The organism is Arenibacter aquaticus (assembly GCF_003957295.1).
Lineage (GTDB): Bacteria > Bacteroidota > Bacteroidia > Flavobacteriales > Flavobacteriaceae > Arenibacter > Arenibacter aquaticus.
Genome location: NZ_RQPJ01000008.1, coordinates 13,810 through 28,822, shown reverse-complemented (window position 1 = coordinate 28,822; position 15,013 = coordinate 13,810). Strand labels below are relative to the sequence as shown.

The window sequence follows — 15,013 nt, the reverse complement described above, 5'->3', positions numbered from 1 at the left end:
GGACCTTGGCATATAAATTTAAAAAAACCTATTTAGCCACATTAACAGCTCTGGTCTCCCGGATAACGGTAACCTTAACCTGACCAGGATAAGTCATATCGGTTTGTATTTTCTGTGAAATATTAAAGGACAGCTCTGCCGCTTTATCGTCATTAACTTTCTCACTCTCTACTATAACCCTTAATTCCCTACCCGCTTGGATAGCATAAGCTTTTTGCACTCCTCCAAATCCAAATGCAATTTCTTCCAAATCCTTTAATCGTTGAATATAAGAATCCAGTACTTGTCGCCTTGCACCTGGTCTGGCACCACTAATAGCATCACAAACCTGTACAATAGGAGAAATTAGCGTTTTCATTTCTATCTCATCGTGGTGGGCCCCAATGGCGTTGCAGACGTCTGGCTTTTCTCCAAACTTCTCTGCCCATTGCATCCCTAGGATAGCATGGGGTGTTTCTACTTCGGCCTCTGTATTGGGAACCTTCCCTATATCATGCAACAATCCTGCTCGTTTTGCCAGTTTTGGGTTTATTCCCAATTCGGCCGCCATTACCCCACATAGTTTGGCAACTTCCCTGGAATGCTGTAATAGGTTCTGACCGTATGAGGAACGGTATTTCATCCTACCTACCGCCTTGATCAATTCTGGATGCAGACCATGTATCCCCAAATCTATAACGGTTCGCTTACCTATTTCTACAATTTCTTCCTCTATCTGTTTTTCGGTCTTTTTAACTATTTCCTCTATTCTTGCAGGATGTATTCTTCCATCTGTTACCAACTTGTGCAATGATAAACGGGCCACTTCCCTTCGAACCGAATCAAAGCAAGAAAGAATAATTGCTTCTGGTGTATCATCAACTATTATCTCTACTCCAGTTGCCGCTTCCAGCGCCCTTATGTTTCTACCTTCCCTACCAATAATACGCCCTTTAACGTCATCGGACTCCAGATTAAAAACCGATACGCAGTTTTCAACAGCTTCCTCCGTGCCTATGCGCTGTATGGTATTGATAATGATTTTCTTAGCTTCTTGTTGAGCCGTTAATTTTGCCTCCTCTACGGTAGACTGAATATAGGCCATGGCATCAGATTTAGCAGTATCCTTAAGTGATTCCAACAGCTGTGATTTGGCCTCATCGGCAGAAAGACCTGATATCACCTCTAATTGTTGTACTTGACTTTTATGCAGTTTTTCCAACTCGGATTGCTTCTTATCCAAAAACTCGCTCTTATAATTGACCTCCTTTATTTTAGATTCCAATTGCTCTCCCAGCTTTTTGCCTTTGGCCAACTCACTACTCACCTGTGATTCCTTATCCCGGGTACGTTTCTCTGCTTCGGATATTTTCTTATCCTTGTTTATAATGACTTTCTCATGCTCTGCCTTGAGTTCCAAAAATTTCTCCTTTGCCTGAAAAATTTTATCCTTTTTAATATTCTCCCCTTCTATCTTAGCCTCCTTTAGGATGGTGGCGGCTTCTTTCTTGGCACTGGAAATGGTCTTTGAAGCCTTGCCTTTTTCCATAAACTTAGCAATGGCAAAACCAATTGCCAATCCAATCAAACCTATTATAATTGCTGTACTTTCCATATTTAATTTGAAAATTATTAAAAAAAAAGCCCACATTGATGGAAGTTTTGTACAAACCCCGATAAACAGGTTTAGGGCTACCAGACTGCTCAAGGATCCTTATACAAGTAAGGCTTGCTTTTACAATCTAAACTCACCCTTTTTAAACAAATTAGTGTTGAGTTTGTCAAAAATTAATTACCAATGTGGGCAGTAACTATATTTATTTTAAAGAACGTTATTTAATACCTAACTTGGAACTCACCAAAATATTCAGCGCTTTGAGTCGCTCTGCAGCTTCCTTCACACCTTCAGATTGGTCTATTCCTTTTTGCTCTATTTTTGAGGCAAACTGAAGTGCACACATAGCCAGCACATCCTGTTTGTCCCTAACGGCATAATTCTGCTCAAATTTCTTTGCCAGCTGCTCAATGTTCTTAGCTGCCTTTCTTAAGCCTTCCTCCTGAGCGGGATCTATGGTTAGCGGGTAAACCCTATCTGCTATAGAAAGTTTTATCTTGAGCTTGTCTGCCATATTTCTACTTTACATTATTCCGATAGTTGGGCTATACAATGGTCCAACTCCCTTATTAATGTGTTTATCTTAAGCTTAGCTTCGGTCTTATTTGTTTCACTGCCCAGCATAGAATTTGCCAATTTCAATGAATTATATTTCTCCTGCCATTCACTAACAGAAGCTTTGGTAGCTTCATGATCATTTCTTACAGAAACCAATTCCTCTTCCAATTTAATGTTCGCACTGTGCAGAAGCTCTAACTTATGCAACAATTTACTTATTTTATTTTCTAAAGAATCAACAATATCTACCAATTCACTCATTTGCAAATATCAATGCATTTTACACAAAGTTAACATACCTCACTATACTTAGCAATTCTTTTTTCAATTATTCTTGAAGTAATATTACAGACCTATATTTGGGAATACATTTTGTATCCTTTTATATTTTTTATAACACCCTCTTTTTTTTCAATTAGAGCGGTATTAATTACATTCGTACCAATTATTTTTTTTTATGAAAGGTATTCTAGCTGGTCTTTTTTTATTTACGTCACTCTTATTTGGGCAAGGTCCGTATCCCAAGGATTTTTTTCGTCCCCCTTTAGATATCCCTATAATTCTATCGGGTACATTTGGTGAATTGCGTTCCAATCATTTTCATGCCGGTATAGATATCAAAACCCAACAGCGGCAGGGATTACCTGTCTATGCCATAGCCGATGGTACCATCACCCGGATAAAGGTATCCGAATGGGGCTACGGAAAAGTTGTGTACATAGCCCACCCCAACGGCTTTAGCTCTGTATATGGGCATCTTCAAAAATTTTCTCCCAAAATTGAGGAGTATGTAAAAAAAGTACAATATCAAAAGCAATCCTACGAGGTTGAAATGTTCCTGGATTACTCTGAAATTAAGGTACAAAAAGGGGATCTCATTGCCTATACCGGAAATACTGGCGGATCTGCCGGGCCGCATCTTCATTTCGAAATTAGAAATAGTGCCTCAGAAATGCCTACCAATCCCCTATTGCACGGCATAGAAGTCCGGGATGCTACAGACCCCACCCTTCTCAATGTCTATGCCTACCCCTTATCTGAAGATGCCCAAGTTAATCAGAGCGAAAAAAAAATAAAACTCAGATACCACAGACAAAGTGATGGTACTTTTTTAGCCGATAAGGTTTTGGCCGCAGGTACTATAGGCTTCGGCATCAACACTTTTGACCGTCAGGATCTGGCCGCAAACAAGAATGGCGTATATTCGGTAAAACAAATAGTAAATGGAAAAACATACACCGATTATGATTTTGAAACCTTTTCTTTTTCCGAAAGTCGATATATAAATACCTTGATAGACTACCCCCATTATAGTACGCAGAGGGAAAGAATCCAAAAATGTTTTAAGGATCCGAGCAACCTATTAAGTATATACCGCAGTATTTACAATGAAGGAAAAATCGAAGTAGCAGAAGGACTCTCCTATAAGGTAGAAATACATATCACCGATTTGGCGGGAAACCTTACCAAACTGGTCATCCCGGTTGAAGGCAAGCGACAGGAAGTGAAAATTTCAAAATCTGAGGAGAAGACCGACAACTATATCATTGCCAAAAAACCAAATAATTTTGACCTAGGTGCCGCTAAAGTGTATTTTCCGGCCAATACATTCTACGAGAATTTCTATATGGATCTAAAAAATGGGTCTGATACCATAACCATACACAACAATACCGTTCCTGCCCATAGAAATTTCACCATTACTTTTGATGTGTCCAAATACAGTGAAAAAGAAAAGAAACAACTTTTTATTGGCCGATTAAACCAAGATATGACGCCAAGCTATAGCTCTACCTATAAAAGGGGATCTACCTTCTCTACCAGAACCAGGAACCTGGGAACCTATACCTTGGCCAAGGATACCATTGCCCCAAAGATAAGTCCCAAAAATTTTAAAAATAAACAATGGCTTACCAACTATAGCTATTTAAGCCTTAGGATCAGTGACGACCTTAGCGGCATAAACACCTACAATGCCACGCTCAATGGAGAATGGATTCTTCTAGAGTACGAACCAAAAACCAATACCATTACCTATAATTTTGACGATCTTATATTGGATAAAAAACAATGTGAACTTAAGGTTGTTGTTACAGACAATGTAGGTAACAGTAGTACTTTTACGAGTATGTTTTACAGAAAATAAAACTTTGAAAACCTTTGAACTATTATTTCTTGTCGTTATTTCCTGGTCTTCATCCGTGCTTCAAGGGCAAACGGCGACGATAACCGGGGTTATTTTTGATGAAAACCAAATTCCCATCCCCCAAGTGAACATTAGCAGTGGAAGCACGGGGACATTCTCTAATGAACAGGGCTTTTACTTATTGGAAATAACGGCAGACAAGGAAACCAACATCACCTTCTCCCATTTAGGTAACCAAAAGTTGATTTTGGAAAACCTCATCCTCAATACAAATGAGCATTACGAATTTAATCCGGTTTTAAAAACAAAGGTATTTACCATTGCCGAAGTGGTAGTAACCCCTTCGGGAAATAGAAGGGCAGAGGGAATTACCACCATATCACCAAAAACAGTGCGGAACATCCCTGGTGCCAATGCAGGAATCGAGAATATCCTTAAGCTATTACCAGGTGTTACCTCCAACAATGAATTAAGTACCCAGTATATGGTCCGTGGTGGTAATTTTGATGAAAATTTGGTTTATGCCAACGGTATTGAGATTTACCGCCCCTTCCTTATTCGATCCGGTCAACAAGAGGGTCTTAGTTTCATAAACAGTGATATGGTAGAAAACCTAAAGTTTTCTGCAGGGGGCTTCCAAGCCAAATATGGAGACAAACTTTCCTCGGTTTTGGATATTACATATAAGACCCCCGTATCTTTCGGGATAAAAGTAAAGGCTTCCTTATTAGGAACAGCCTTTACACTGGAAGGGGTGTCCAAAAACAAAAAATTAGCCTCCATAACCAGTATAAGATCCAGGGACAACAGCGCCTTGGTAAACAGCCAAAACACCAAGGGCAACTACAATCCGTTGTTTTTTGACATCCAACAATTTAGCACCTTGGTACTTTCCCCAAAATTGAAGGTAAGCTATCTAGGCAACCTGTCTGTAAACAATTACAGAAACGAGCCTTTTTCCAGACAAACCAAATTTGGGACACTGACAGATATTAAAACTCTAACCGTTTATTACGCCGGACAGGAAAAAGACCGCTACACCACTGCCCTTAACTCCCTCAAAGCTGATTATCAAATTAACGAGCATACCAATCTAAAGCTCATTTCGAGCTTATATTACAATAAGGAACAAGAGTATTCCGACATAATTGCACAATACAAACTGGAGGATCTAAATCCAGAAACTGATAGTGACAATCCTCTTACTCCCACTACCATCAATGGCTTGGCCACTCAATTCAATAGGGCAAGAAATATTTTGGATGCCAAAATTTTTAATATTGAACACAAAGGACGGTATTCCAAAAATGACAATGCATTGGATTGGGGATTAAAATATGAACATACCGATATACGTGACCATATTAGGGAATCCGAGTTTATAGACTCCTTAGGCTTTACGCTGCGCCCTCCAGGTTCTGGATACGACCGCAATGAACCGGCAACGGCTTATGAAGCCCCTGTTTTACCTATAGAAGGTATTACGGCCCAAAATAACGTACAGACCAATAAATTATCCAGCTTTGTGCAATATAGTAGACGTGGCCAATGGTTGGGGCATAGCCTCTATTTCAATTTAGGTTCTAGAGTTAGCCATTGGGTGGTAGATGGAATAGATATAGAACGTATATCCCATACTATAATTAGCCCAAGAGGACAATTTTCAATGAAACCCAATTGGGAAAAGGACATATTGTTCCGTATTTCTGGAGGGGTATACCAGCAACCTCCCTTCTATAGGGAACTAAGGGATAGTGATGGTGTGGTCCATCCTGAAGTGGAGGCCCAAAAGTCTCTTCAAATTGTAATGGGCACCCAATATGGTTTTAAATTATGGCAAAGGCCCTTCACCCTTCTGGGCGAAACCTATTATAAAAACCTCCAAAACGTAAACCCCTACACCTTGGAAGATGTGCGTATACGGTATGCAGCCCAGAACAATGCCAGTGCTTACGTATATGGCGCTGAACTTAGATTAAACGGTGCTTTTGTTCCCGGCACGGAATCCTGGTTTAGTTTAGGATACCTAAAAACAGAGGAAAACATAGACAACCGAGGCTATATTTCCAGGCCTACAGACCAACGTTTAAAGATGGGGATCCTATTCCAGGATTATATGCCAGAAGTACCTGATGTTAAAATGTACCTCAACCTAACATATAATACCGGTTTGCCCGGAGGATCCCCCAGTTATGCCAGTCCCTATGAATATCAGAACAGATTAAGGGATTATAAACGTGCAGATTTAGGAATTTCATATATTTTTGTCGGAGCAAACAAACAATATGACAACAACTCGTTTTTACGTCTTTTTAAAGAATTAAACGGGGGGTTTGAGATTTATAATTTGTTCAACAATCAGAATTCCATTACCAATACATGGGTCAGGGACCTGGTAAACAATCAACAGTTTGCCGTGCCCAATTTCATGACCGGTAGAATTTTAAATGTTAAAATAGAAATGCGGTTTTAAGGACAAGACAAACAACTATTAATATTTGGCCAACCTTATATGATGAAGATATCAATGGGATTTTGAATAAATTGGACACCAAAAAAAATAAACAACAATTAATGAAGAATATAGTTATAATCATTTTTACCTTTCTATCTGTTGCCGCATCGGCTCAAAAAAACATTTATGAGAGCGATAAATTTGATGAATTGAGCCGTGAACACCAGAACTTAGCGATTATCCCGTTTTTGACAAATTTGGAATTAAAGGATAATATCCCCGATATGGAATTAAGGGGATTGGAAAAAAAAGAAGGTTATGCCGTACAAGATGCATTGGAAACCTATTTTTCCAAAAGGAAGAAGAAAAAGAAGTTTTCAGTTGAATTTCAGAATATCAAAAACACCAACGCTATTCTACAAAAGAACAATATTACCTATGAAAATATTGACGTCCACAGTGTTAAGGAGCTGTGCAATATTTTGGGGGTAGATGGCCTTATCAGTGGCACGCTCGATTTAAACGTCCTTTTGTCCAAAGGGGTTCCAACAGAATTCAGCTTGTTGGATTATATTAACGGGGATGCCAATTACGGGCGTATAGGTGTAAAGATTAGTGATGGGGCCACTGGAAAACTTTTATGGAAATACGAAAAACGTATTAACAAAAAATCCGGTAAAAACACAAACGACCTCATTGAACTAATGATGAAACTGGCTTCTAGAAAATTCCCGTATGACCGGGAACGACCACGCGACCGCAAAAAAAGCTAATGGCTTCCAAAATCTTTTAAAACCCCAATAACATAATCCAATTCTTCTTTGGTGTTAAACTTGGAAAATGAGAACCGCAATGAGGGTTTCTCCATTTCCTCTTCAGAAAGAATTTGACTGAGCACATGGGACCCAATATCACTACCGGACTGGCAAGCACTTCCTTTGGAACATGCAATGCCTTTTAGGTCTAAATGAAACAATAACATCATGGCCTTTTCTGCATCAAAGGGTAAGCGAACATTTACCAAGGTATATGTACCTTTCACCATTTCTCCAGAAAGGCCATTAAAGGCTACCCCGGGAATTTCCTTGCTGATTTTTTCTATAAAATATCGCTTTAACTCGGTAACATATGCCATCTCCTCTTCCAACTTATCATAGGCCAACACAAAGGCGGTCTCTAACCCTACGATATTATGAAAAGGTTCCGTACCAGCCCTAAAGCCCCGTTCTTGGGCACCGCCTACCAAAAGTGGTCTTAGACCTACATTTCTTTTAATAAAAGCAAACCCAATACCCTTGGGACCGTGAAATTTATGGGCGGCAGCCGTAAGAAAATGGACTTTCGTTTTCTGTACGTCCCAAGCAAAATGCCCAATAGACTGCACGCTATCAGAGTGGAACAACGCACGGTGTTCCTCGCAGAGATCACCAATGGCATTTATATTGACAATATTGCCAATTTCATTGTTCACGTGCATCAAACTCACCAATTTCTTGGTATTATCCCTTTGCAGTAGTGACTTTAAATGTCCTAGATCCGGGTTCCCAAATTCATCCAAATCCACATAGAGCAAGTTTACTCCATATTCCTTCTCCAAAGCCTCCGCTGTATGCAATACGGCATGATGTTCTATTTTGGAAGTTATTAAGGTGGTAACTTCCAAGTCCCTAACAGCGCACCTAAGGATCATATTATCAGCCTCGGTACCTCCGGAGGTAAAAATAATCTCTGAAGGGTGGGCATTTAGATATTTTGCAATGGTTTTCCGGGTCTTCTCTATGGCCGTTTTGGCCGACCTCCCGAAACTATGCGTAGAGGAAGGGTTCCCATAACATTGGGTCAGCGCCTCCTGCATTCTAGATATTACCTCTGGTCTGAGCTGTGTGGTGGCAGCACTATCCAAATAAACCTTTTCCATTGCAATTTAAATAGATTAAGAATCATTTACCTTACCTTAAGGTTGTGCAAAAATACTTGAAATAAAGTTAATTTCAAGCAAATTGAGAGCAAACCTCTAGGTTTATAAACTATATTTCAATTAAATTTGAAGCATGAAAAATGCATTGATTTTCCTTTTATCCCTAGCGCTCTTTTCCTGCGATGATGGTGACTTGCAAATTGAAACAATCAATTTTGACGATAGCGATATTCAATATTGTGGCAGTAGCGTTACCACTGGCACAACCTTATTTTTTAAGCTCGTAGGCAGTGAGGCATTAATACTTACCCTTGAAAGTGGTGCGCTAAAAAATGAGGCTTCCGATGGTGAGGTATCATATGCCTTATCCAGTAATACCAAAATTACCTATCGTATCTTTTCCGATGATGTTAGTGAGAACTATTTTTGCGACACAATTCCGGTAACAGACCCAACGGTAATAGAAGAGATTGAGGCTACTAGCGGGTATGTGCTTATTACCACGGTCCAAAAAGTGGAAGATGATGTTACCTCCTATGAACACAGCATACGACTAAGCGAGATTACCTTGATCAACAACTCCAATGATCAGCGGATCACGGACTTAAGCATTAACGACTTTGGAACGGTCACAACTCAATAATTACAGGGTTTTCTGAAAAAAGTATACCTCTGTGGCGCCCATACCGTATTTCTGATAATCTGCGTCATAATACCTAATATTATCATATCGTTTAAATAGGTATTGCAATTCCTCCTTTAGTATCCCTTCCCCCACTCCGTGAATAAATACTACCTTTTGTATCTTTTTGCGAATTGCAAAATCCAATTGCCTTTTGGCTGTATCCAATTGTATATTTAGCATTTCATAATTACTCATGCCCTTGGTGGACGGTGTTAGTTTATTGATGTGCAGATCCACTTCCATCTTTGGGGCATTGCGCTCTTTGGGCCGTAATTTTTTGCTATGTCTATTTTTTGGGATTTCCTTTTCGGCCTTTATTTGGGCTACTTCATAATTGGAAACTTTTATATGGCTAGACCCGCCAATTTTTAATAATTCAGAAGCCACAAAATGTAACAGAAAACCTTCGGTAGTTTCAACGGTAATTTTCTTACCGTCAACTTTTACCACAACACCTTGGGTAGTATCATCCAAGACTTCAACTTGATCCCCAACCTTAAAGCTCATTAGTTATCCTCTTTTTCCTTATCCTCCAATTTATCATTACTCCACAATTGGGTAGTTTTATACAATCCCAACATCATCAGGGCAAAACCTATACTCAGTGCATACTCTTCCTGCATATATTTCTCCCCCAAGCTAGCAATGACCACTCCCACTACTATGAGCACCAAATAAAAGGTTCGTTTTGTTTTCATTGCCCAAAAATAATAGTATTTTTCGGTAAAGAATTATATTAGCACTTTAATTAATCCCGATGGCACTTCTTTTGGAACTGGAAAACTATATGCTCCCTTGTATGAACAAGCGGATTTTTGGCATAGAGTGCCCAGGGTGTGGCATACAACGTTCCGTATCCTATCTTTTGGACGGAAATTTCTATGATGCCCTAAAAATATATCCTGCCATATACACCTTACTTTTATTAGTTGGTTTTGTTGGAACATCATTTTTTTTCAATATAAAAAATGCCTTTAAGATCAAACTTTATCTTCTCTACCTCAACGTAGGAATCATCATTGTGAGCTATATATATAAAATGATTCATCTAATTCATTAAAATACTGATATGGAACAACAAAAACTACCCAATGCAACCCTTATTTTAGTTTTCGGAATTATTTCTATTGTCACCTGTTGCTGCTATGGGATAATTGGACTTATTTTTGGAATTGTAGGCCTTATTTTAGCCAATAAAGCCACTAATCTATATGCCGTGAACCCCAGTAATTATGAGGGATACAACAATGTTAAGCTAGGAAAAACCTTATCCATTATTGGCATTGTCCTAAACATACTCGTCATAATATTTTTCATTTGGATCATTTCTATCATTGGTTGGGATGCCCTACAGGACGAAGAACTTATGAGGGAAAGAATGGAAGATTATTTCCAAAACGTCCAATAATTGAGCGAAATTATTATTAATTATATTCCAAAATTTCATGGAGAACTTTGAAAGTAGGCCCAAACCGAACAACTATTTGGTCCTGGCCATTATCAGTACCGTTTTTTGCTGTTTAATACCTGGTATTGTGAGTATTGTAAATGCGGCAAAAGTAAATGAGGCGTATGCCCTTGGAAACTACGAACAGGCCGAGAAGGCTTCCAAAAATGCCAAAACATGGGCCATTGTAGGAATGGCGATTGCTGGTTTCTTTTGGATTCTATACATTGCCATTTTTGGATTTGCAATTATTGGTGGGCTAATGAGTACTGGTGATTTCTAACAAGAAGCACATATCTAAAGTTATTATTTTAGGAGTAGTATCCTTAGGGATATTGCTCCTCTATTTTTTTATCAACCCCATTAACTCCCATTATTTTCCCAAATGTCCATTTTTAATGGCTACAGGGTTCTATTGCACGGGTTGCGGAAGCCAAAGGGCATTACATCACTTGTTGCACTTTAATTTTCTTGGTGTTGCCCAGCACAATCTTCTTTTTATCCCTGCAATTCTATTGCTTGGCTATCACTGGGCTAGATATTACGCCCCGCACAAAATAAAAGCAGTAATGCCAGACCTGCTTTACCATCCCAAAACACCAATACTGCTCTTCGTTATCATTACCTTATTCACTATTTTAAGAAATGTAGCCGTATATCCTTTTACCCTATTGGCTCCAGGGCAATAAAAAAGCCCGTTATAACAAGTACAACGGGCTCAGCATTTAAGTCTACGGGATAATTATTTATCAAATTCTTCAAGCGTTTTGGTGATTATATCCACACAGTCCAAGAGTTGTTGCCGATTCATTACCAAGGGAGGTGCAAATCGTATTATATTGCCGTGCGTTGGCTTTGCCAGAAGACCATTATCCCTTAAGGCCAGACAAATATCCCAAGCAGTGGAGCTTTCTTCGGTATCGTTTATCAGAATGGCATTTAATAAGCCTTTTCCCCTAACGGATTTTACAATACTACAAGTGGGTATAAACTTATTGAGTTCTTCCCTAAACAACTCGCCCAACTGATGAGCATTTTCGGCAAGCCCTTCTTCTTTTACTACCTCAAGAGCAGCTATACCAACTGCCGCCGCCACTGGGTTGCCCCCAAAGGTGCTACCATGGCTTCCGGGTCTTATCACCTCCATGATTACGTCATTGGCCAAAACCCCGGAAATGGGATAAGCCCCTCCTGAAAGTGCCTTTCCCAAAATTAATATATCGGGTTTCACCTCCGGCGTCCCACTACAATGCCTATCCGGACAGCTGCAATTACCACATGTAGCCAGTAATTTTCCTGTACGGGCTATTCCTGTTTGCACCTCATCGGCAATAAAAAGTACGTTGTACTTCTTACACAGTTCCTTTGCCTTTAAAAGATATCCTTCCGATGGAACAAATACTCCTGCCTCGCCCTGAATGGGCTCTACCAAGAACCCTGCAACGTTTTTATTAGTTTTCAAGGCCTGTTCCAAGGCTGATAAATTGTCATATTCAATTTTTATAAAACCTTCGGGGTAGGGTCCAAAATTTTTCCTGGCCACCGGATCATTCGAAAATGAGATAATTGTTGTGGTTCTACCATGAAAATTATTTTCACAAACCACTATTTCTGCCTTGTTTTCAGGAACCCCTTTTTTCTCGTAGGCCCATTTTCTACAGATTTTAATAGCAGTTTCCACGGCCTCTGCCCCAGTATTCATAGGCAGGAACTTATCGAAGCCAAAAGTCTCGGAAGCATACTTCTCAAACCTCCCTAGCATATCGTTATAAAAAGCCCTAGAGGTCAATGTTAAGGTCTGTGCCTGTTGTACCATGGCATTGACAATTTTGGGATGGCAATGTCCTTGATTTACCGCTGAATAAGCTGATAAAAAATCATAATACTTTTTTCCTTCAACATCCCAAACAAATACTCCTTCTCCCCTATTTAGAACAACAGGTAACGGATGATAGTTGTGTGCTCCAAATTCTTCTTCCAATGCAATGGCATCTTTAGACGATAATTTTTCTAAAACCGACATGATTAAATAACTTTTAAATAAAACTTTAGCAATTCCTTCTTGGGGAGAGAAATCATCCATCTAATGTAGAGATTGCAAATTACGAATTGTTACTTGCATCCTAAAATTTTTGGCATTGATTTTTGTTAGGAAAAACCTGCCAATCAATCTTTTAGATTAAAAGTGGCACTAACAGGATAATGATCGGACAAAAACCAAGTACTTGCCCCATTGTGGACCTTAGCCTTGAGACAACTAGCAGACAATTCCGGTGAAACCAGCATAAAATCTATCCTTTCCATACGTGAAAGAAGTTGTTTAGTAGTTTCTTGATTTACCTCACCTAATACCCTTCCCGGAAAACTTCCTCTTTCCATCAATCCTGCAGTATGTTTCTCTACTGGATCGTATAAGGGCAGGGAAAGAAATCTGGACATTACGGCATAGTCCAAATCGCCGTTCACAAGATTACCTTCTATTCCTTTACCCTCGTTGGATTTACGCAATCTGTTCAATAAATTCCCATCCTCATCGTACAAATGGGCATCTAAAGGTGAATGGGCATTAAAATCCCCCAACACCACATACTTTGAGGTGGTTGCAGCTATAGCATTGAGTTTTTTACTAATAATTTCGGCCTCCTCCCTTCTTCTGGCAATACTTCCAGGATGCAAGTGTACTACAAGAACGTCTATTCCATTAGTAGTACAGTGCAATGCCCCATGGTGCATGCCTTCCATTATCTTTTCTTTTACCTCTATGGGATATTTGGAGGTTAGCCCCACAGAGTATCCGCTGGTCTTTAACAAGATAGAATAATCATGGCCCCATGCTTGGGCATCTTCGCGAAGCTTTTCGGGGGTATAGGCACATAGCTCTTGCAGGGCCACAACATCTGGAGCTTGACCTTCTAGCCAATTTTGTACTTTTACCCTTCTTTCATTATCCTTCCCCCAGTCATAACCGTTCCATATGTTGTAAGTGATAATTTTAAAATCGTTTTTATTGTCTTGGGACGTTGAAATTAACGGGAGCATTACAAGAACCCAAAAAATATTGCGCATATTCATTCGTTTATATTTATTTTAAAAACATGGCCTACAGTTCTATCTCCGCCAAAAATATTCCACCCGGATGGGCCGTACAAATAGGCCGGGATATTATTTATCATTAAAATTTTGGGGCGCTCCAGCTTGGGAGCAATACCATATATCTTCATTGCCTTTTTAGGATCATAGTCCTTATAATAGGTTGGCAATAGATCATAACCAACCGTGGCGTCCTCCAAATTAAAACCAATGCCGTCCCTGGACTTCCAGAGCGTACCACCACCAGCTATACCCGTATTTTGACCATGATTATCCGTAGTCAACAAATAAATAAAATCCTGATAAGCAAAAACGGTTCCGTCTTCCAAGGTACCCTTATTGGAGGTAACCGGTTTATCTTGAATAACATAAGGGCCCTTTAATTTATTGGCAATAGCCAAGCCATACTTTAGCACCCCTTCCGTGGTTTTGGTTTTAAAATACAAATAATATTTTCCATTTACTTCCAAAAAGGTGGGGTTAGCCACTCCCATATTGGATTTATAATTCCAGTTCTGAGGATTTTCGGCATTTAGGACCATCCCGTCCTTGCCTACTATTTTCCACGGACCATAAGGAGATTTTGCAATAGCCATTCCAATACGTTGATTACCTGGATGTGGTGGTTGGTGATAATCAGTATTCGCAATATACAGTAATACATAGTTTTTACCCAGCTTTTTGATTTCTGGATTGTGTGGTGCATATTTATCCCAGGTATCTGTTCCAGTGCCTTTTATGGCCACATCTGAAAATATAAAAGGACCTTCAGGTGAATCGGCAACATAATGTGCAATTTCGGAAGATTTTCTCCATGCGGGATTAACATTTTTTTCTGGCCAACGCGCGACGAATAAATGCGTTTTTCCTGCCTCATCCATTACAGGGGCGCAACCCCAAAAGGTATAATTATCATCTTTAACTGCAACCCCCTTGTATTCCAAATTTTGGGCAATAAAAGATAGGGGCATCCGAACAGGTTTGTCTTGAGCATACCCAGTATCAATGACCAAGAGTATGTATATAGCAAACAATTTTACAATGTATTTCATTTGTATTGTTCAATTTACTTTTAGGTTATCGATAATTCGCGGCTGATATGGCTTTGATGTCTGATTTA

Annotated in this window: 17 protein-coding genes and 1 other RNA gene; 8 read left to right on the top strand and 10 right to left on the bottom strand. The window is 39.4% G+C overall.

The features are described from left to right. Nucleotides 1-28 precede the first annotated feature (28 nt). The 4 genes from rny to EHW67_RS12550 form a co-directional block, all read right to left on the bottom strand. Nucleotides 29-1,594, bottom strand: a complete 1,566-nt coding sequence (rny, locus tag EHW67_RS12565) for a ribonuclease Y (protein ID WP_126162743.1) — start codon at nucleotides 1,592-1,594, stop codon at nucleotides 29-31. Between the two features lie 53 nt (nucleotides 1,595-1,647). Beyond that, a non-coding RNA gene (ssrS, locus tag EHW67_RS12560) (6S RNA) lies at nucleotides 1,648-1,757 on the bottom strand. Between the two features lie 54 nt (nucleotides 1,758-1,811). After that, on the bottom strand, nucleotides 1,812-2,108 hold the full coding sequence (locus EHW67_RS12555; protein WP_126162742.1) for a cell division protein ZapA: 297 nt from the start codon (nucleotides 2,106-2,108) through the stop codon (nucleotides 1,812-1,814). A gap of 14 nt (nucleotides 2,109-2,122) precedes the next feature. Then, nucleotides 2,123-2,413, bottom strand: coding sequence for a hypothetical protein (locus EHW67_RS12550; protein ID WP_126162741.1), 291 nt, complete (start codon nucleotides 2,411-2,413; stop codon nucleotides 2,123-2,125). 196 nt (nucleotides 2,414-2,609) lie between these two features. Here EHW67_RS12550 and EHW67_RS12545 point away from each other — a divergent pair, with 196 nt between their 5' ends. The 3 genes from EHW67_RS12545 to EHW67_RS12535 all read left to right on the top strand — a co-directional run bounded on the left by EHW67_RS12545 (nucleotide 2,610) and on the right by EHW67_RS12535 (nucleotide 7,526). Further along, on the top strand, nucleotides 2,610-4,298 hold the full coding sequence (locus EHW67_RS12545; protein WP_126162740.1) for a M23 family metallopeptidase: 1,689 nt from the start codon (nucleotides 2,610-2,612) through the stop codon (nucleotides 4,296-4,298). Between the two features lie 4 nt (nucleotides 4,299-4,302). Next, a complete protein-coding gene (locus EHW67_RS12540) occupies nucleotides 4,303-6,771 on the top strand; it encodes a TonB-dependent receptor (RefSeq protein WP_126162739.1) in 2,469 nt (822 codons plus the stop codon). 101 nt (nucleotides 6,772-6,872) lie between these two features. Further along, a complete protein-coding gene (locus EHW67_RS12535; protein ID WP_126162738.1) occupies nucleotides 6,873-7,526 on the top strand; it encodes a hypothetical protein in 654 nt (217 codons plus the stop codon). Here EHW67_RS12535 and EHW67_RS12530 read toward each other — a convergent pair. Further along, nucleotides 7,523-8,671 carry a cysteine desulfurase family protein gene (locus EHW67_RS12530; RefSeq protein WP_126162737.1) on the bottom strand — a complete coding sequence of 383 codons (1,149 nt, stop codon included), beginning with the start codon at nucleotides 8,669-8,671 and terminating at the stop codon, nucleotides 7,523-7,525. The genes EHW67_RS12535 and EHW67_RS12530 overlap by 4 nt on opposite strands. A 133-nt stretch (nucleotides 8,672-8,804) precedes the next feature. On the opposite strand from EHW67_RS12530, the gene EHW67_RS12525 reads away from it, so the two are divergent. Next, nucleotides 8,805-9,314: a hypothetical protein gene (locus EHW67_RS12525; protein ID WP_126162736.1), complete on the top strand. Its 510-nt coding sequence runs from the start codon at nucleotides 8,805-8,807 to the stop codon at nucleotides 9,312-9,314. On the opposite strand, the gene EHW67_RS12520 is transcribed toward EHW67_RS12525, so the two are convergent. Together EHW67_RS12520 and EHW67_RS12515 are read right to left on the bottom strand one after the other, a co-directional pair. Then, on the bottom strand, nucleotides 9,315-9,863 hold the full coding sequence (locus EHW67_RS12520) for a Smr/MutS family protein (RefSeq protein ID WP_126162735.1): 549 nt from the start codon (nucleotides 9,861-9,863) through the stop codon (nucleotides 9,315-9,317). It abuts the gene before it with no gap. Next, on the bottom strand, nucleotides 9,863-10,054 hold the full coding sequence (locus tag EHW67_RS12515; protein ID WP_126162734.1) for a hypothetical protein: 192 nt from the start codon (nucleotides 10,052-10,054) through the stop codon (nucleotides 9,863-9,865). Before EHW67_RS12515 ends, EHW67_RS12520 begins: the two co-directional genes overlap by 1 nt. Before the next feature lie 59 nt (nucleotides 10,055-10,113). Between EHW67_RS12515 and EHW67_RS12510 the strand changes: the two genes are divergently transcribed. The 4 genes from EHW67_RS12510 to EHW67_RS20505 all read left to right on the top strand — a co-directional run bounded on the left by EHW67_RS12510 (nucleotide 10,114) and on the right by EHW67_RS20505 (nucleotide 11,492). After that, nucleotides 10,114-10,416, top strand: coding sequence for a DUF2752 domain-containing protein (locus tag EHW67_RS12510; RefSeq protein WP_238389917.1), 303 nt, complete (start codon nucleotides 10,114-10,116; stop codon nucleotides 10,414-10,416). A gap of 9 nt (nucleotides 10,417-10,425) precedes the next feature. Beyond that, nucleotides 10,426-10,764, top strand: coding sequence for a CCC motif membrane protein (locus tag EHW67_RS12505; protein WP_126162733.1), 339 nt, complete (start codon nucleotides 10,426-10,428; stop codon nucleotides 10,762-10,764). A gap of 37 nt (nucleotides 10,765-10,801) precedes the next feature. Further along, complete coding sequence (locus EHW67_RS12500) at nucleotides 10,802-11,086, top strand: CD225/dispanin family protein (protein ID WP_126162732.1); 285 nt, start codon at nucleotides 10,802-10,804, stop codon at nucleotides 11,084-11,086. A 115-nt stretch (nucleotides 11,087-11,201) separates the two neighbouring features. Further along, on the top strand, nucleotides 11,202-11,492 hold the full coding sequence (locus tag EHW67_RS20505; protein WP_202911973.1) for a DUF2752 domain-containing protein: 291 nt from the start codon (nucleotides 11,202-11,204) through the stop codon (nucleotides 11,490-11,492). Between the two features lie 53 nt (nucleotides 11,493-11,545). Here the strand turns inward: EHW67_RS20505 and rocD are convergent, their stop codons facing one another. From rocD to EHW67_RS12480, 3 genes are all read right to left on the bottom strand, one after another. Then, nucleotides 11,546-12,826, bottom strand: a complete 1,281-nt coding sequence (gene rocD / locus EHW67_RS12490) for an ornithine--oxo-acid transaminase (protein WP_126162731.1) — start codon at nucleotides 12,824-12,826, stop codon at nucleotides 11,546-11,548. 143 nt (nucleotides 12,827-12,969) lie between these two features. Beyond that, on the bottom strand, nucleotides 12,970-13,869 hold the full coding sequence (locus EHW67_RS12485; RefSeq protein ID WP_158285124.1) for an endonuclease/exonuclease/phosphatase family protein: 900 nt from the start codon (nucleotides 13,867-13,869) through the stop codon (nucleotides 12,970-12,972). Nucleotides 13,870-13,871: 2 nt separating this feature from the next. After that, nucleotides 13,872-14,945: a glycoside hydrolase family protein gene (locus EHW67_RS12480; protein WP_126162729.1), complete on the bottom strand. Its 1,074-nt coding sequence runs from the start codon at nucleotides 14,943-14,945 to the stop codon at nucleotides 13,872-13,874. Between the last annotated feature and the right edge of the window lie 68 nt (nucleotides 14,946-15,013).